The following is a 17,184-nucleotide window of genomic DNA, read 5'->3' as shown; positions in this document are numbered from 1 at the left end:
CCGTTGTGGCTCGAACGGGGGTGGTCTCCTCCTGTGGAGGACGGAACCTCACGGTATTTCAGCGGTTAGGATCGACCACGCAGTCGATTCTTGAGGGGGACGATCGTGATGTTGACGCGCGCCGGGGGTACCGGGACTCGGTCGGGGAGCCGCATCGCCGGAGTGGTGGCCGTCGCGGGCGCACTCGTGCTGGTGCTCTCCGGGTGCACCGCGGACCAGGACCAGGTGACGGATCCGTCCCGTGTGCTGCAGACCGTGGACACGACCCTCACCACGAACGGTGCGGTGAACGCGATCTCGGACACGACGATCTCCGTCGCCGGGAAGCGCTCGTCCTCGAAGACCGTCGACCACGACGTCAAGGACGCGGCCGGAGACCTGCCGCTCCGGATCACCACCCAGTACACGACGGACAAGCGATCCGGTACCGACCTCGCCGACCTCGACGGGTACTCGGGGCGCGTCGAGATCGACGTGACGGTCGAGAACCTCACGGTCCGGTCCGAGGACCTGACCTACGACGTCGCCGGAGCGTCGCGCTCGACCCCGGCGCTGGTCGGCGCACCCTTCAGCATCGCCGCCTCGACCGTGCTCGACGGCGTCGCCCCGGACCGCATCGTCACCCAGTCGGTCGACGGCGGCGCTGCCACCGACGGCGTCGTGAGCACGAACGCCTCCGGCGACGCCGTCGTCCAGTGGGGACGGCTGCTCGCGCCGCCGACCTCCGGTGCGAGCAGCACGCTGCACCTCGTCGCAGACGTCCGCGACTTCTCCACGCCCGCGATCGACGTCGCCGCACAGCCCGGTCTGACGACCGACCTGTCGACCAGCGGCGTGATGAACGGGGCGTTCGGGTCCGAGACGGACTCCGAGCTCGCCCTGCAACGTCGGACGATCGACCTCATCGCCCAGGTGAACGAGGTGCTCGCCCGGGCCGGTGGCACCATCACCGAGGTCCGCACGAACCTCGAGTCGACGTCCGAGACCCTCGGCGTGCGGACGGCGGAGCGACTGCAGGAGAGCAGTGCTTCGCTCGCGAGCACGATGCAGTCGCTGTCGGGTGAACTCGGTTCGCTCAACGGCGACCTCGGCTCGACAGTGCAGGCCACCCAGTCGACGGTGCTGCAGCAGCTGCAGCAGACGACGAGCAGCCTCGATGCGCTGCTCGGCGACACCTCGGCGACGGCCCCGGCGCCGACCCTGAAGGACAACGGCTGCAAGGCCGTGCCGCAGACCGGTGCAGCAGGCTCCAGCGTCTACGGGAACCTGCTGCGCGTGTCCGCCCAGCTCGAGGGCTACGCCGAGGCGAGTGAGGCGTGCAAGCAGCAGGTCAGCGCCCAGCTCGCGTCGTCCGTCGGACCGGCTTCGCCGTCCGCCGAGGCGTGCGCCGCCCCGGAGGCCCGTGGTTCGTTGACCTGCGCGCTCTGGGAGTCGTCGGCTGCGGTCAACACCTCGCTGATCGGCCTGGTCAGCAAGGGGCAGCAGCTCGCCGACGGGTTGAACCCGGACCTCGCGGACACCGCGATCGAGCAGTCCGACGCACTGAACGCGCAACTGCAGGAGATCGCCGGCAAGCTCGACGCACTCGGTAGCGACCAGGACGGCTCCGTCGAGCAGGCACTGACCGCGCTGGACGCCCTGGTCACGACCAGCGAGCAGTCGGTGCGCCCGGTGCAGGAGGCCGTCGCGAACGTCCGGGGCCGTGCCCAGGCTGCGCGCGGCCAACTCGGCGCCCTGGACTCCCGCTTCGACGGCTCGATGCAGGCGCAGAACCGAGCGCTCGCCGACCGCCTGTGCCAGCTCGCGCAGCCGGGTCTGCTCAGCGATCCCGAGCTCGACCAGGACGAGGTGGACGCGCTCCGCGGGTACCTCACCGCGACAACGTGCCCCGGGACGGACCAGCCGGAGGGGACGACACTCCTCCCGGGTCTCGGCTTCAGCACCCCGATGGACCAGCGCCTCGACGCGCAGGCCACCGCGTGGGACGCACTCATCGCCGAGACCGACCCGCAGGCCACGACCGGTGTCGGCGCTGCCGTGAACCAGCTCGCCACCGCAGTGGCCGCGCTGCGACAGGGCGTCCAGGACGTGCGCACCGCGGTGCAGCGGGACGGCGGCTCGGTCGAGGGATCGGTGCAGCAGCTGCAGGGCCTCCTCGGCGAAGCCACGAAGTCCGGCGCGGTCGTCACCGGCCAGCTGCAGCAGGTGCGCGACCAGCAGACGACGCTGCAGGACGCCGTTCGCGAGGCCTTCCAGCAGGCATCGGACGACTCGGGCAAGCAGGTCCAGGCCCTCATCGACGACCAGGTGCGCAAGGTCAGCGACACCGCCGGCACCAGCCGGAAGGCGGTCGTCGATGCGTTCGACAAGTCGATCGCCGGCCTCCGCGCCACCTCGGGCGAGGTGACGAGCGACTCGAAGGGCACCATCGACGAGCAGAAGGGTGCGCTCCAGCAGCAGGGCAGCAGCCTCGCCTCGGCGGTGGACGAGCAGACCGCGGCGAGCCTGCAGCGCATCGACGCGAGCACCAGCGCCTCGGTCCGCGACGTCGAGGGCGCGAGCACACTCCTGACCGGCGACCTCAACCGCGTGATGCTCGACCTCGGTGACCGCAAGGTCAACGGCTCCGGCATCCTCGGCGCGATGGCCACGAGCGCGGCGAAGTCCGACTCCGCCGACTACCAGCTCGCCCTCGCGTCGCAGAACGCCTCCGGCTACGCCAACGTCCGAGCCGAGGACGTCGCCGGCATCCTCCTGCAGCAGGAGCAGTTCCGCGCCTCGCTCGACCGGGCTGCGAAGCTCCCCGCCTTCCGTCTCGACGTGCCATCCAGCGCCACGTCGACGACGCTCTACGCCTTCCGGATCGGAGCCGAGCGATGAGCCACGTGCAGGACCAGCCGACCGGGTCCGCCGCTGACGAGCAGGGCACCGACGACCCGACCACGACGGACGCTGCCCTGACCCGGAAGCGTCGCCGCACCGCGGTCGTCGTCGCGATCGCCGTCCTCGTCGTCGCCGCCGTCGTCACCGCGGTGCTCGCGGTGCGCGTCTCGGCCTCGACCCCGGCCGAGGCGGTCTCCGCGACGGCCCCGGTGCCGATCAGCGTCGCCCACGTCCCCGACGGCACGAAGATCGGCGTCGTGGTCACGCTCGGTGACGGCGAGGGTGCGCAGTGGGACGACGCCGCACAGGGCGCTCTCGTCGCGCAGCGTCGCCTGGAGCTCGGCGGTACCGACGTGCAGCTCGTGACGAAGAACGACGGCGGGTCGACCGACGGCGCCCGGAAGGCCGTCGAGGCCCTCGCGGCCGACGGTGTCTCGGGCATCGTCGTGGCGTCGTCCGGCGACCACGTCCGCGGTGCCTTCACCGCAGCGGAGGATGCCGGCATCCCGGTCGTCGCGCCCTACGCGGCCGGTGCCGACGACGCCTGGTCGACCGCACCGTCGACGGAGTCCGTCGCCGCGGCACTGCAGGACGCGCTCGGCGACGCAGCGTCGCCGCTGCTCGTCGACCTGGGTGGCGGAGCACCGTCCGGCGTGCGGTTCGCCCACGTCCTCGACGCGACGAGCACGCCCGACCTCGGCGCACTCGCCGCGACCATCGCGCAGCGCACCGGCGCGGCGGCGGGCTCCACCGACGCCTCGACGACCGACGCCACGACGACGGACACCTCGACTGCAGACGACCAGGGCGGCGCCGGCACCGAGCAGGCGGCGCCCGACTCGGACGCCGTGGTCGTCAGCGGCCCGGCCGGTCGTCAGGGTGCCCTCGTCGCCGCCCTCCAGGAGGCGAACGTCACCGCGCCCGTCGTCCTGACCCCCGACGCCACCAGCCCCGCCTTCGCAGCGGCCCTCGCCCAGGCCGGCGGCAGCCTCAGCGGCACGTTCCGCACCGTCGGTGTCGAGACCGACGACGCCCGCGCCCTGTCCTCGAACGCCGAGGGCCGCGCCATGTCGGCGTTCCTCGGCGGCGTGCGGGTCCTGGCGGACGACGCGGACACGAAGAACCTGACCGGCGACCGCTCGTTCGCGTCGGTCGCGTCCGTCGCGGACGCCCGCAGCCACGACGCGGTCGTGGCGCTGGTGGCGGCCGTCGGTTCGGCCCGGAGCACCGACGCTGCCGAGGTGTCGGACGCGCTGGCCGTACTCGACCTGGACGCCGGCGACGGACTCGCAGGCCCCGCGCTCGACTTCGGCTCGCGGCAGGCCCTCGGCGACCGCGCCGGTGTGCTCGCCGCGTCCGCGCAGGACCTCGGGCTCCGGCCCGCCGGCGCGACCGAGGACGGCGGGGCCACACCCGCGCTCGTCTGGTTCGCCGACTCGTCCGACTGACCGAGCCCCACCCGCACCACCCGCACCGCACCACGCCCAGGGAGGACTGCCCATGCGCCTGCTGATCGAGCTCGACGACCGCCGCGAGACGATCGAGGCCGACGGGTGGGCGGAGTCCTCCACGCTGGGGGACCTCGTCGCGGCATCGCTCGGCACTCCGCTCGACTCCGGGACGCCCTTGGCGGTCGACGGGCACCGCACGAGCTCGGACACCCCGTTGCGTGACCTGGTGCTCCTCGAGGGGTCCCGGGTGGCCCGCACCACCGAGGAACCGCCTCGCACGGTGGACGGCTGGAGCGTGACCCTGGCGGGCGGCCTCGAGGCAGGGCTCGTCGTGCCGGTGCCGCGCAGCCGCCGGCTCGTCGTCGGGCGTGCTCCGCAGGCCGACGTCGTGCTCCCCACCGAGAGCGCGTCGTGGGAGCACTGCACCGTCGAACGCGAGGACGACGGTGTCCGGGTGCGGGACTCCGGATCGACGAACGGCACCGTGATCGCGGGGGAGCGCATCGACGACGAGGGCGTCCTGCTCACCGGCACCACGAGCGTCATCGTCGGGGGCGCGGTCCTGCTGCTCCGGCCGGAGATCCCGGAGACGTCGGTCCCGGCGGCGGGGTCGCTCCCGAACCTCACTCCGGCGGCCACCGCACCCTTCAACCGCCCGCCCCGCCCGGGCCGGATCACCGACACCGAGCCCGTGTCCCCGCCGACGCGCAAGGACGTCGCCCCGGCGTCGAAGTTCAGCTGGATCACGGTCGCGGCTCCGCTCGTGCTCGCCGGGGCGATGGTGCTCCTGCTCGGCGACGCCCGCTTCGCCCTGTTCGCGCTGCTCAGCCCCGTGACCGCGATCGGCATGTGGTTCGAGCAGAAGCACCGACGGGCGAAGAACCTCAAGGAGGAGGAGACGCGCTTCTCCGAGGCGGTCGAGGGCTTCCGCGGCGAGATCGCCGCCGCGGCTGCCGTCGAGGCGGCGCGCCGGCAGGACCTCGTGCCCGACCCGGCCACCGTGGTCCGCCGGGCGCTCCTCCCCACGACCGACCTCTGGCAGCGCCGGTCGGAGGACGACGACTTCCTCAGCCTGCACGCCGGCACCGGTGATGCACCGTGGCGTCCCGAGGTCGACCAGCGCGCGGCGTCGGCGAAGCTCGAGGACGAGGCGAAGGCCGCGATCGCGGACAGCCGTCTCACGGCCGCGCCGGTCGTCGCCGACCTGTCGGACGCCGGTGTCGTCGGCATCGTCGGTGACCGCGACGGTGCGCTCGCCCTCGCCCGCAGCCTGCTCGCCCAGGCGACCGTGCACTGCGGGCCGGCGGACCTGACGGTCGGGGTGTTCTGCGACGCGGGCCGGCAGGACGACTGGTCCTGGGCCTCCTGGCTGCCGCACACGCGCGTCGCGGGCAGCAGCACCGGCGCCCGGTGGATGTCGGCGCAGCGCGACCAGAGCGCCGCCGTCCTGCGCGGGCTGCAGGAGTCGCTCGACGAGCTCCCCACGCCGAACCTGCTCGTCGTCGTGGACTCCGACGTGCTCACCGAGGGCCGCGACGCCCCCGCGCGCAGCCTGCTCGGCCAGGGCCGGACGGTCCCCGGGGTCTCGCTGCGCCCGGGGGAGCGGCGACGGCGGGTGAGCGGCATCGTCATCGCCACGAACGAGCAGCAGCTGCCCGCCGCCTGCACGTCCATCGTCACCGTCGGGGCGGATGCGGCCGCGACGGTCTACCGCCCCGAGGACCGCACGCGGGTCGAGGACGTCGTGCTCGCCGGCCTCACGGCGGACACCGCGGAGCGCGCCGCCCGCGCCGTCGCGCACTTCGACGACCCGGAGCTCACGGTCCCCGGCGCATCGCTGCCGTCGCTCGTCCGCCTGCCCGAGCTGCTCGCCCGGAGCGCCGCGGCCCACGGCAGCACTGCCCGGAGCGTCGCGGCCCACGGCAGCACCGCCCGGAACGCCGCAGCCCACGGCGCTCCGGTCGACACCACCACCGCCGAGGGCATCCGCACGCTGTGGCAGACCAGCACCGGGACCTCGACCCCCGTCGGTTCCTCGGAGTCCGGCGTCCTCGAGATCGACCTGGTGCGCGACGGCCCCCACGGCCTGGTCGGCGGGACCACGGGGTCCGGCAAGAGCGAGTTCCTCCGCTCGTTCGTCGCCGGCCTCGCGGCCCGGAACGACCCGACCCGGCTCAACTTCCTGCTCGTCGACTTCAAGGGCGGCGCCGCGTTCGCCGCCTGTGAACGCCTGCCGCACACGATCGGCACGATCAGCAACCTCGACGAGCAGCTCGCCGACCGGGCGATCCGTGCGCTCGAGGCCGAGCTCGAGCGACGCCAGCGGGTCTTCGCGACCGCCGGCGCCGACATCGACAACCTCGACGCCTACCTCGCGACCCGGCCGACCGAGCCGATGCCGCGCCTGCTCTTCGTCGTCGACGAGTTCGCGATGCTCGCGAAGGAGTTCCCCGACGTCCTGACATCGCTCGTCGCGATCGCCGCGGTGGGCCGCACGCTCGGGGTGCACATGGTGCTCGCGACGCAGCGCCCCGCGGGCGTCGTGAGCGAGGACATCCTCGCGAACACGAACCTCCGGGTCGCGCTCCGCGTGCAGAGCCGCGAGGACTCGACCAACGTCATCGGCGTCCCCGCAGCCGCCGGCATCGGTCGGCAGCAGACCGGCCGCGCGTACGTGAAGCTCGGGCAGGACGACATCACCCCGGTGCAGACCGCGCTGGTCACCGGCCGCGCGCGCGACGAACGGGTCGAGCAGCCGGTCTCCGTCCGCCCGACCGACGTCTTCGGCGTCCCGGCTCCGGCGCCGGCACCCGCACCGAGCGCGTCGGACGACACCGACCTCGACGTCCTCATCGAGGCCGTCCGCGCCGCGAACGACGCCGCCGGGTACGCCGCTCCCCGTCCGATCTGGCCCGAGGCGCTGGGGATCCGCGTCGACCTCGCGGACGTCCCCGAGCCGAGCGGCGACGGGGGCCGCCGCTTCGTGCCCGTCGCGCTCGCCGACGACCCCGACCACCAGCGCCAGGTCGCGGGCGGCTGGGACCTCGACGAGGGCAACCTCGTCCTGATGGGCATCCCGGGCAGCGGCACGAGCACCGCCCTGTCCGCACTGGCGCTGCGCCTCGCGAGGACGACGAGCCCGGACGACCTCGACCTCCTCGTGCTCGACATGGGGCCCGGTGACCTGGCGCCGCTCGCGCAGCTGCCGCACACCACGGCCTACGTCGGCTCCGGGGCGGGTGCGGGCGAGCTGCAGGCACGCTTCCTCCGGCACCTGCGCGCGGACCTCGAGCGTCGGCGCGCGAGCCCCGGCGGGCGTCGGGCGGTCGTGCTCATCGACGGCCTCGCGGCACTCCGGGACGAGTACCAGGACTTCGAGGGCCAACAGCTGCTCGACGCCCTGTACCGCGTGTACGCGGAGGGGCCGGCACTCGGCATCTCGTTCGCCGTCTCCACGACCCGCGCGAAGGCCGTGCCGTCGGCGATGGACGAGGTCACGACCCAGAAGTGGATGTTCCGCCTGGCCGACCCGTACGACTACGCGTCCATCGGCGTCCGCCAGAAGGACGTCCCACCGCCGGTGCCCGGGCGGTACGTCGACTCGACGACGAAGCTGCAGAGCCACGTCGCGACGCCCGCGGTGCCCCTCGCCGAGGCCGTCGCCGAGATCGCCGCCGCGTGGCCGGACGCCGCGCCGAAGACGAGCGCCGTCGGCCGGCTGCCCGACGCGGTCCGCGTGCAGGACCTCGGTGCGCCGGCGCGCTTCGACACCGAGCCGTGGCGCCTGCCGGTCGGGATCGCCGAGGACGACCTCGGCACCGCGGCACTCGAGGTCTACGACGGCGAGCACGTGCTCGTCGCCGGCCCGGCGCGCTCCGGCAAGTCGACGGTGCTCCTCGCCCTGGCCGACCAGGCACGGTCCGCCGAGAGCGTCCGTCCCGCCGTGTGGGCCATCTGCGACCGCCGGTCCCCGCTCGCCGACGGCGTGTTCGACCGCCTCGCCGTCGGTGCCGATGAGGTCCCCGCCCTGCTGGCCGGCCTCCGCCTGGAGCGCGGTCCGGTCCTGCTGCTGGTCGACGACGCCGAACGATTCGACGACGCCGACCAGGCGATCGCCTCGCTGCTGTCCTCCGAGCGACCGGGACTCTGCGTGGTCGCCGCCGGCCGGTCCGCCGACCTCCGGTCGCTCTACAGCCACTGGACGCGGGCGGTCCGGAAGTCCCGCTGCGGCGTGCTCCTGCAGCCCGACGTCGACTACGACGGCGAACTGCTCGGGGTCCCGTTGCCCCGCCGCGCGCCCGTCGCACTGACCGTCGGCCGCGGCTACGCCGCGTCGGGCGGCACCGTCCGCCTCGTCCAGACCGCCGCACCCGGCGCCTGACCGACCGCACCACCACCGGACGGGAGGCACGGCGCACCGCCGCCGCGCGCCTCCCGTCCGTCGGGTCCCCGGCTCGTACCCACGGGCGACCGGACGGGTCCGGGAGATCGCTCAGTCGCGAGTGGTGATGCCGAAGGGCGAGCTCTCGAGGTCCGTGAAGTTGCCCACCGTCGCCCGGACCGTGCACGAGGGCGCGACGGACAGCGCGGTCACGACGAGACCGTCCGACGACACCGCCAGCGCGCCCGAGCACCCGTCGGCGAAGCGCACCCCGGGCTCCCCGCCGGCCACGTCGGTGAGCATCTCCGACGGGGCACCGGTCGAGGGACTGCGGTAGAGCGGGTTCAGTTCGTCGGCGCCGCTCGGCCACACCGGCACGAGGGTCACCGGCAGCGTGGTCTGGCTGACCGTGCGGTCGGGGGTGCGGACCTCGACCCCCTGCAAGCGCTGCACGGGGTACGACGTCCCGGTCACGGACTGGTCGGTCACGGCCGTCGTGGTCGCGCTCCCGGCGGCGTCCAGCCACTCCTGCAGACCGGCCTGGTCGGGCACGTCGGCGAGCCGCACGATGGCCTGGACGGTGACGTCCTCGCCCGCCGGGACCACCACGTCGGACAGCGTCCACCCGCACCGGACGTCGACGCCGGTCACCGACGGCTGGTTCCGGGCGCCGGTGACGTCGTCGCCCGCCGCCGCGTCCCCGTCCCACGTCACCGCGGGACACTCGGAGCGTTCGCCGACACCGGGTACCACCTCGAGCAGCGGCCCGCGGAGCGTCGCGGCCTGCGCGGCGTAGGTGATCGACAGCGCGACGGTCCCTGCCTGCGGGTCGACGGTCGCCTTGCGGGTCGTCGAGAGCCCGGTCGGCAGCGGGCGGTCCTGCTGGTAGGCGCTGGCCGCCTGTGCGGTGCGGGCAGCGCTCGGCGTGCCCTTCCCGCCCAACGCGCCGGGGAGCCAGACGACCCCGCCGACGACGAGCGCCGCGACGAGCACCACGCCGAGGGCGCCGAGGCCGAGCATGCGGTTGGTCAGCCAGTCCGGGCGCTGCCACCGGCTTCGTGCGGGGGCCTCCGGTTCGCGGGCGGGCACGACCGGCGGTCGGGCGAGCGGCCGGAACACCGTCTGCGAGCCCGCCCGCCCGAGCACGGGAGCGGGGCCCGCGTCGTCCGCACCTGCCGTCGGTGCCGGAATCGGGGTCTCGTCCCCCGGCCGGACGCCGCGCACCACCGTGGCCGGCCGCTCGACCTCGGCGAAGGACTCCGGGTCCGACGTCGGGCGCAGCGCGGGAGCGTCGGCGACCTGCCGGGCGAGCCGGCGCAGGGTGGCCGCGGCATCGGCGGCCGCGGGGCGGGCGGCCGGGTCCTTCGCGAGCATCGACGACACCGCCGACCAGAGCGCCGCGGGGACCTCGAGCTGCGGCGGATCGGAGGTCACGTGTCGGTAGGCGACGGCGAAGTCGGTCCCGGGTCCGGCGAAGGGAGTGCGGCCGGCGAGCAGCTCGTAGAGCATCACCCCGGCGCCGTACACGTCGGCCGCCGGCCCAGAGCGTCCCTGGCTGATCGACTCGGGCGCCATGTACTGCGGCGTGCCGAGCAGCCCGGTCGTGGTGCGCTGCCGGTCGGCCATCACCGACGCGATGCCGAAGTCCGACACCCGTACGTCACCCGTCGTGCCGGGCGTCCACGGTGTCGCGAGCAGCACGTTGTCGGGCTTGACGTCGCGGTGTGTGACGTCCTGCTCGTGTGCGGCGGCGAGGGCGTCGAGCGTCTCGGCGGTGATCGTCAGGGCGTCCCGCGGCGGCAGGGTCCCCGCACCGGCGAGCAGGTCCCGCGCGGAGCCCCCGCCGACCAGGTCCATGACGATCGCGAGCCGGTCGCCCTCGACGACGAGGTCACGGACCCGGACGATCGACGGGTGCTGCAGACCGAGCAGCACGGTGCGTTCGCGCACGAAGCGTTCGACGACGGTCGGGTCTGCGGCGAGTTCGGCGCGCAGCAGCTTCGCGGCGACGTGCTCGCCGGTCGCGGTGTGCTCGGCGCGCCAGACCTCGCCGGTCGCGCCGGTGCCGAGCAGGTCGACCAGCCGGTACGACGCTCCGAGCGGCTCGCCGCGGCCGTACTGCGCCCGACCCTGCTCCGTCACGTTGCCCCCGACTGCCCCTGGCCGACCCCTCGTCGACCTCGCGTCATGTTACCGGCCGGGGCCGCGCGCGTACTGCACGTCGATCGCGTGCTGGGCGAACCCCGATCGGCGGTACAGCGCGAGTGCCGGCTCGTTGTCGCCCTCGACGTAGAGCGCCGCGGCGGTCAGCCCACGGCCGGCGAGACGGGCCGATCCCGCGCGCATCAGGATGCCGCCGAGCCCCTGGCCCTGCAGGTCGGGCCGGACCGCCACCGCGTAGAACTCGCCGGTGCCGTCCTCGACCTTGAGCCAGCACGACCCCGCGAGCGCGCCCGACTCGTCCCGCAGGAGCAGCAGGTCGTCGCCGGAGAACCAGGGCTCGGCCTCGCGAGCGCGCAGGTCGTCCAGGGGCATCCGGCCCTGTTCGGGGTGGTGCGCGAAGGCCGCGGCGTTGAGGGCCAGCCAGGCGTCCTCGTCCTCGGGGTCGCCGGCGCGGAAGGCGTCGAGCCCGTACCCGACCGGCAGGTCGACCGGGTCGACAGCGTCCGCGATCGGCGCCCGGAGCTGTAGCAGCGTGCGCACCGGCGTCCAGCCGTACCGGCCGGCGAGGGCCCGCGCGGCGGGGTGGTCCCCGTGCGCCCAGGCCAGCCGCGGGACACCCGTGTCGGCTGACGCACCCGGGTCCGCCGTCGCGCCCCCGGCGCCCTGGCCGGTCACCTGCGCGACGAGCGCCGACCCGACGCCCTGGCCACGGGCCTCCCGGGCGACGACGAGTTCCAGCTCGCCGTCACGGACCACGGCGACCCCGCGCTCGTCCCCGACCACGGTCGCACGGCCGGCACGGACGTCGATCAGGGTCTGGTCGGAGAACGGCGGCGCCTCGCCCGCCGCGACGGCGGCGGCGGCGAGCATCTCGACGACGGCGAGCACTACTGTCCCACGAGGCGCTCGGCCTCGTCGTCGTGCACGTTGAAGCGGTAGCCGACGTTGCGGACCGTGCCGATGAGCGACTCGAGGTCGCCGAGCTTCGCGCGGAGGCGTCGCACGTGCACGTCCACCGTGCGGGTGCCGCCGAAGTAGTCGTAGCCCCAGACCTCGCTGAGGAGCTGCTCGCGGGTGAACACGCGCGACGGGTGCGAGGCGAAGAAGCGCAGGAGCTCGAACTCCTTGAAGGTGAGGTCGAGCGGCCGACCCCGCACCTTCGCCGAGTAGCTCGCCTCGTCGATGACGACGCCGGAGGCCTGGATCTTCGACCCCGAGGGGGTCTTCGCGGCACGACCCGTGGTGAGCCGGATGCGGGCGTCGACCTCGGCGGGGCCGGCGCTCTCGAGCACGACGTCGTCGACGTTCCACTCGCTGTTCACCGCGGTGAGCCCGCCCTCGGTCACGACGAGGATGATCGGCGTCGTCGAACCGCTCGTCGCGAGGATCTTGCACAGGGCCTTCGCGCTGACGAGGTCGAGCCGGGCGTCGACGAACATCAGGTCGCTCTGCGGGGCGTTGACCAACTGCGCGGCCTCGGCGGGGACGTGGCGGATCCGGTGGCTCAGGAGACCGAGACTCGGCAGGACGTCGCCGGGCGCGGCTGAGGTGAGTACCAGGAGCTGGGCCACAGGACCTCCAGAACGAGGGAACGTCGTGGAGTCATCCTAGTGATGCCTCGGCAGCGGCCCGCCGACCGGCCGGTCGGTCGGGGCTCCGACGGCGCAGGCGCGGCCCTGTCATGATGGAGCGCGTGACCGAGCCCGTCCCGCCCCTCGACCAGCGCCGCCTGCGCCTGACCTCCGTGCTGCCGGTCTGGGTGCTCGCGGTCGTCGGCGCCGTGCTCGTGCTGACCCTGACGCAGAAGGACTCGTTCGCCTGGCTCCTGCTCGTCTTCGTGCTCTGCGTGCTCGTGAGCTTCGTGCTGCAGCTCATCACGGCGACGAAGGACGGGCTGGTCGAGCGGATCAGCATCGCGTCCTCCGGGGCCTTCGTCGTGGTGCTCGTCACGGCCGTGGTGCTGCTGGCGCGCTGAACACGGCAGCGACCCGCGGCGTCCGGCCCTGGCGCCGTCAGGCGTCCCGCGTAGACTCGGCGCATGGATTCGCTGCTTGCGCTCGAGCTGTTCTACGTGGGCCTCCTCGGCCTGGCGTCGCTCGCGATCGCGTTCATCTCGGTCGTCGTCGTCGTGAAGCTGTTCAAGGGTCAGCGTTGATCGAACTGCCGGAGGGCCTGGCGCCCGAGCTCGTGCCGCTGTCCTGGCTCGTCGGTGTCTGGGAGGGCACGGGCGTGGTCGAGTACCCCGTGGGTGACGAGGACGAGCCCCGCAAGTACGAGTTCGGCCAGCGCGTGAGCTTCAGCCACGACGGGCTGCCGTACCTCAACTACTCCTCGACGACGTGGCTGCTCGACGACGAGCACACGCCCCTCGCCGCCGAGATGGGCTACTGGCGCATCGACCGGCCGAACGAGCCGGGCGACCGCGGCCCCGCGATGCTCATGGGTGACGGTCCGGCCCCGTTCAGCACGGTGGAGAGCGTCGAGACGCTCCGCAACACCACCGACGGCTTCGACGTCGAGGCGGCGATCATCCACCCGACGGGCGTCAACGAGCTCTACGTGGGCCGCGTGAAGAAGGGGCGCATCGACCTGGCCACCGATGCCGTGATGCGCTCGCCGAACGCGAAGGACTACTCGGCGGCGACCCGCCTGTACGGCCTGGTCGAGGGCAAGCTCTTCTGGGCCTGGGACATCGCCGCGCTCGGGCAGCAGCTCACCTCGCACGCCTCGGGGCAGCTCGCGAAGGTCGACTGATGTCGGTCTTCGCCGGTCGCGACGGCTTCGTCGCATCCGAGGCCGGTCCCGCCGCCCACTTCGGCAACCCCGTCGGCGAGCAGCGGGCGCTCGACGCCGGCCGCGCCGTCGTCGAGCTCGGCCTCGGCGTCGTGACGGTCAGCGGACCCGACCGCCTGTCCTGGCTCAACTCGATCACGTCGCAGTTGCTCACGGGGCTCGCACCGGGCACGAGCACCGAGACGCTGGTCCTCGACCAGTCCGGCCGCGTCGAGCACGCCGCCCGGGTGGTCGACGACGGCGAGGTCACCTGGCTCCTCACCGAGCCCACGGACGCCGCCCCGCTCGCGGCCTGGCTCGACTCGATGCGCTTCATGCTCCGCGTCGAGGTCGCGGACCGCTCGGCCGACCTCGTCACGCTCGGCCGGTTCGACGGCTCGGCAGCGCCGGACGACGTGGTCGTCGAGTGGGTCGACCCGTGGTCGTCGGTCACGCCCGGTGGGTGGGGCTACGCCGCCCTGGAGGCTCACCCCGGCACCGACTGGACCCTCCGCATCGACGTGGTCACCCCGGACACCGCGGTCGCCCTGGCCGGTTCCGGTGCGCCGGTCGCGGGGCTCCTCGCATTCGAGGCGCTGCGGATCGCCGCGTGGCGCCCGGTGCTCGGCGACGTCGACGAGCGGACGATCCCGCACGAGCTCGACTGGCTCCGGTCCGCCGTGCACCTGTCGAAGGGCTGCTACCGCGGGCAGGAGACCGTCGCGAAGGTGCACAACCTCGGGCACCCGCCGCGCCGCCTCGTGATGCTCCACCTGGACGGGTCGGACGGAGTCCTGCCCGGGCCCGGCACCGCGGTCGAACTCGACGGCAAGGACGTCGGGCGGCTCACCGCGTCGGCGCTCCACCACGAGCTCGGGCCGATCGGGCTCGCGGTCGTGAAGCGCTCGCTCGACCCCGCGGCGACCCTGACCCTGACCGTCGACGACGTCGTGGTCACCGCGGCGCAGGAGACGATCGTCCCGCCCGAGGCCGGGGCCACGGCGAACGTCCCGCGCCTGCCCCGACTCGGAGCGGTCCGCCGCAGCTGATCCGCGTCACGTCGGAACCTGGTCCCGGACACGGCACCGTGCTCCGTGCGTCCGTTCCGTGGTGCTGCCGGCGGAACCTCGTTCCCACCGGAGCGGTCAGGCGGGGGCGACCGCCGACCAGGGGACGCTGAGCTCGCCGAGACGCCAGCGGGTCACCCCGTGCAGCACCGGCCACCCGCGGTCGCGCACACCCTGCACCGTGGCGATCCACCGCTGTCGCGGGCCGTAGGTGCCGAGCGGTGCGGCGACGGCCCACGCGCGGTCGAGGTCGAGCAGGAACGCGTGCACCCGTTCCCCGGGGACGTTCCGGTGGATCAGCGCCTTCGGCAGCCGCTCGGCGACGATGCTCGGCAGCTCGAGGTCGGCGACCCGCAGTGACACCGTGAACGTGTGCGGCGCGTGCTCGTCGAGCGTGACCCAGGACGCCACCCGGCCGACCTCGTTGCAGGTGCCCTCCACGAGCGCACCCCCTGGTTGCAGGCGGTCCTGCATGATCCGCCACGAGTCCACGACGGCGGACTCGTCGTACTGCCGGAGCACGTTGAACGCCCGGACGACAGCGGGCCGGCGACCACCGGGCGTCGGTGTCTCGAACCCGCCCAGCCGGAAGGTCACGCCGTCGCGCGTGCCGGCGTTCGCCAGCGCCACCCGCGACGGCTCGATCTCGATGCCGGTCACCTCGACGTCGGGCCGGACGCGGGCCAGACGGTCCCGGAGTTCGAGCGTCGTCGTCGGCCGAGCACCGTACCCGACGTCCGCCACGAGCGGGTCGTCCGTCCGGCGCAGGACCGGGAGCGCGGCGATCCACCGGTCGACACGGCGCAGCCGGTTGTACCCGGTGGTCCCGCGCGTGACGTTCCCGATGGGCATGGACCCAGGGTAGCGAGGCACACCCGCTCGGTAGACTCGGACGCATGACCTCCACGCTCGTCCTGCTCCGTCACGGCAACAGTGACTGGAACCAGAAGAACCTGTTCACCGGTTGGGTCGACGTCCGGCTCAGCGAGCTGGGCGAGAAGGAGGCGAAGCGCGCCGGCGAGCTCATCGCCGAATCGGGCATCGTGCCGGACGTCCTGTACACGTCGCTCCTGACCCGCGCGATCCAGACCGCCGACATCGCCCTGCTCGAGGCCGACCTCGCCTGGCTGCCGGTGAAGCGCGACTGGCGCCTCAACGAGCGCCACTACGGCGACCTGCAGGGCAAGGACAAGGCCCAGACGCTCGAGCAGTACGGCGAGCAGCAGTTCATGGAGTGGCGTCGTTCGTTCGACGTCCCGCCGCCCCCCATCGCCGACGACGCCGAGTGGTCGCAGGCAGGGGACCGCCGCTACGCCGGCCTCGGCGAGCAGCTGCCCCGCACCGAGTCCCTCAAGCTCGTCATCGACCGGCTGCTGCCGTACTGGGAGTCGGACATCACGAAGGACCTCGGCGAGGGGAAGACCGTCCTCGTCACCGCGCACGGCAACTCGCTCCGCGCGCTCGTGAAGCACCTCGACGGCATCTCCGACGACGACATCGCGGGCCTCAACATCCCGACGGGCATCCCGCTCGTGTACGAGCTCGACGACGACTTCCGCCCGACGAAGCCCTCGTACTACCTCGACCCCGAGGCCGCCGCTGCCGGTGCCGCCGCCGTGGCCGCCCAGGGCGCCAAGAAGTAGCACCAGACCGATCCGCGAGAGCGACAGTCCACCGCCGGACATCCGCGGCAGACTGTCGCTCTCGCGTTGCTGTCGGTGCGCCGACTGCGCGGGCATCGGCGACCCGGCGGACGTCCGGCGGCTCAGACGAAGTGGTCCGCGATCTGCTGCACGAGCGCCCCGACGTCGTACGGCCGACCGGTGTCGACCCGCACGACCGGCACCCCGGTCAGCCCGATCGGCGCAGCCTCGTCGCCGTGCTCGTCCCAGAACGCCAGGACGTCCGCCAGGTCCCCGTGCACCTCGTGCCGGACAGGCAGCGTGCCGGGCTCGTACCGGTCGCACAGCCGGTCCGCGGCGGTGGCCCGGTCGACCTGGCAGAACACCTCGACGGCGCGCGGTGACCCGGCGGAGGCGAGTCCGGCCTCCAGACGGTCGCGATCCCGGGACGGCAGCCAGACGGCGTCGAGGACGACGCCGTTCTCGACGGCCCGCGCCATCGACCACATCGTGTCCATCGCGATGCCGCCGAGTGCGCGCGATCCGATCATCGGTCCGACCACGTCGGCCAGCGGCTCCTTGATGCGGTCCTTCGACAGGAAGGGGCAGCCGAGCACCTCGGCGAGGGCGGCGCCCACCGTGCTCTTGCCCGAACCGGGCATCCCGTTGACGACGATCGCGACCTGAGCCATGTCACGATCCTCCCGCCCCCGTCACCCCTTCGCAAAACCCGACGAAGGCGGCTGCCCGCAGCGGTACAGCGCTGCGAGCAACCGCCGAGGTCGCGTCCCGCGGAACCCACCGGATCGGCGGGACCCACCGGATCGGTGGGACCCACCGGCTCG

The 17,184-nt window shown here is 73.6% G+C and carries 12 protein-coding genes; 7 read left to right on the top strand and 5 right to left on the bottom strand.

Annotated elements, in window-relative coordinates; genetic code table 11:
• Positions 1-105: 105 nt before the first annotated feature.
• Genes LCG91_RS14315 through LCG91_RS14305 form a run of 3 tightly spaced genes read left to right on the top strand, consistent with a single transcriptional unit; the run spans position 106 to position 8,715 of the window.
• Positions 106-2,880, top strand: a complete 2,775-nt coding sequence (locus LCG91_RS14315; RefSeq protein ID WP_224441803.1) for a hypothetical protein — start codon at positions 106-108, stop codon at positions 2,878-2,880.
• Positions 2,877-4,331 carry a hypothetical protein gene (locus LCG91_RS14310; RefSeq protein WP_224441802.1) on the top strand — a complete coding sequence of 485 codons (1,455 nt, stop codon included), beginning with the start codon at positions 2,877-2,879 and terminating at the stop codon, positions 4,329-4,331. The genes LCG91_RS14315 and LCG91_RS14310 overlap by 4 nt, the downstream gene beginning before the upstream one ends.
• Before the next feature lie 52 nt (positions 4,332-4,383).
• Positions 4,384-8,715 (top strand): FtsK/SpoIIIE domain-containing protein, encoded by a 4,332-nt coding sequence (locus tag LCG91_RS14305; protein WP_224441801.1) that lies wholly within the window; start codon positions 4,384-4,386, stop codon positions 8,713-8,715.
• Positions 8,716-8,826: 111 nt separating this feature from the next.
• On the opposite strand, the gene LCG91_RS14300 is transcribed toward LCG91_RS14305, so the two are convergent.
• Genes LCG91_RS14300 through LCG91_RS14290 form a run of 3 tightly spaced genes read right to left on the bottom strand, consistent with a single transcriptional unit; the run spans position 8,827 to position 12,449 of the window.
• Positions 8,827-10,857, bottom strand: coding sequence for a protein kinase domain-containing protein (locus tag LCG91_RS14300; protein ID WP_224441800.1), 2,031 nt, complete (start codon positions 10,855-10,857; stop codon positions 8,827-8,829).
• A gap of 48 nt (positions 10,858-10,905) precedes the next feature.
• Positions 10,906-11,766 (bottom strand): mycothiol synthase, encoded by an 861-nt coding sequence (gene mshD, locus LCG91_RS14295; RefSeq protein ID WP_224441799.1) that lies wholly within the window; start codon positions 11,764-11,766, stop codon positions 10,906-10,908.
• The gene (locus tag LCG91_RS14290; protein ID WP_224441798.1) at positions 11,766-12,449 is read right to left on the bottom strand and encodes a winged helix-turn-helix domain-containing protein; all 684 of its coding nucleotides are present in this window, start codon (positions 12,447-12,449) and stop codon (positions 11,766-11,768) included. The genes mshD and LCG91_RS14290 overlap by 1 nt, the downstream gene beginning before the upstream one ends.
• 122 nt (positions 12,450-12,571) lie before the next feature.
• On the opposite strand from LCG91_RS14290, the gene LCG91_RS14285 reads away from it, so the two are divergent.
• The 3 genes from LCG91_RS14285 (at position 12,572) to LCG91_RS14275 (ending at position 14,699) form a co-directional block, all read left to right on the top strand.
• Positions 12,572-12,853: a hypothetical protein gene (locus LCG91_RS14285; protein ID WP_137768304.1), complete on the top strand. Its 282-nt coding sequence runs from the start codon at positions 12,572-12,574 to the stop codon at positions 12,851-12,853.
• 176 nt (positions 12,854-13,029) lie between these two features.
• The gene (locus LCG91_RS14280) at positions 13,030-13,632 is read left to right on the top strand and encodes an FABP family protein (RefSeq protein WP_058729297.1); all 603 of its coding nucleotides are present in this window, start codon (positions 13,030-13,032) and stop codon (positions 13,630-13,632) included.
• Positions 13,632-14,699 (top strand): YgfZ/GcvT domain-containing protein, encoded by a 1,068-nt coding sequence (locus tag LCG91_RS14275; RefSeq protein WP_224441797.1) that lies wholly within the window; start codon positions 13,632-13,634, stop codon positions 14,697-14,699. The genes LCG91_RS14280 and LCG91_RS14275 overlap by 1 nt, the downstream gene beginning before the upstream one ends.
• Positions 14,700-14,795: 96 nt before the next feature.
• Here the strand turns inward: LCG91_RS14275 and LCG91_RS14270 are convergent, their stop codons facing one another.
• The gene (locus LCG91_RS14270) at positions 14,796-15,569 is read right to left on the bottom strand and encodes a hypothetical protein (RefSeq protein ID WP_058749610.1); all 774 of its coding nucleotides are present in this window, start codon (positions 15,567-15,569) and stop codon (positions 14,796-14,798) included.
• A gap of 44 nt (positions 15,570-15,613) precedes the next feature.
• Here LCG91_RS14270 and LCG91_RS14265 point away from each other — a divergent pair, with 44 nt between their 5' ends.
• A complete protein-coding gene (locus LCG91_RS14265) occupies positions 15,614-16,360 on the top strand; it encodes a phosphoglyceromutase (RefSeq protein ID WP_224441796.1) in 747 nt (248 codons plus the stop codon).
• Positions 16,361-16,482: 122 nt separating this feature from the next.
• Here LCG91_RS14265 and LCG91_RS14260 read toward each other — a convergent pair whose 3' ends face one another.
• The gene (locus tag LCG91_RS14260) at positions 16,483-17,031 is read right to left on the bottom strand and encodes an AAA family ATPase (RefSeq protein WP_224441795.1); all 549 of its coding nucleotides are present in this window, start codon (positions 17,029-17,031) and stop codon (positions 16,483-16,485) included.
• Positions 17,032-17,184 lie beyond the last annotated feature (153 nt).

The sequence above is a fragment of the Curtobacterium sp. TXMA1 genome (assembly GCF_020162095.1).
Taxonomy (GTDB): domain Bacteria; phylum Actinomycetota; class Actinomycetes; order Actinomycetales; family Microbacteriaceae; genus Curtobacterium.
The sequence above is the reverse complement of the archived record's forward strand: the minus strand, read 5'-3'. Positions and strand labels throughout refer to the sequence as shown.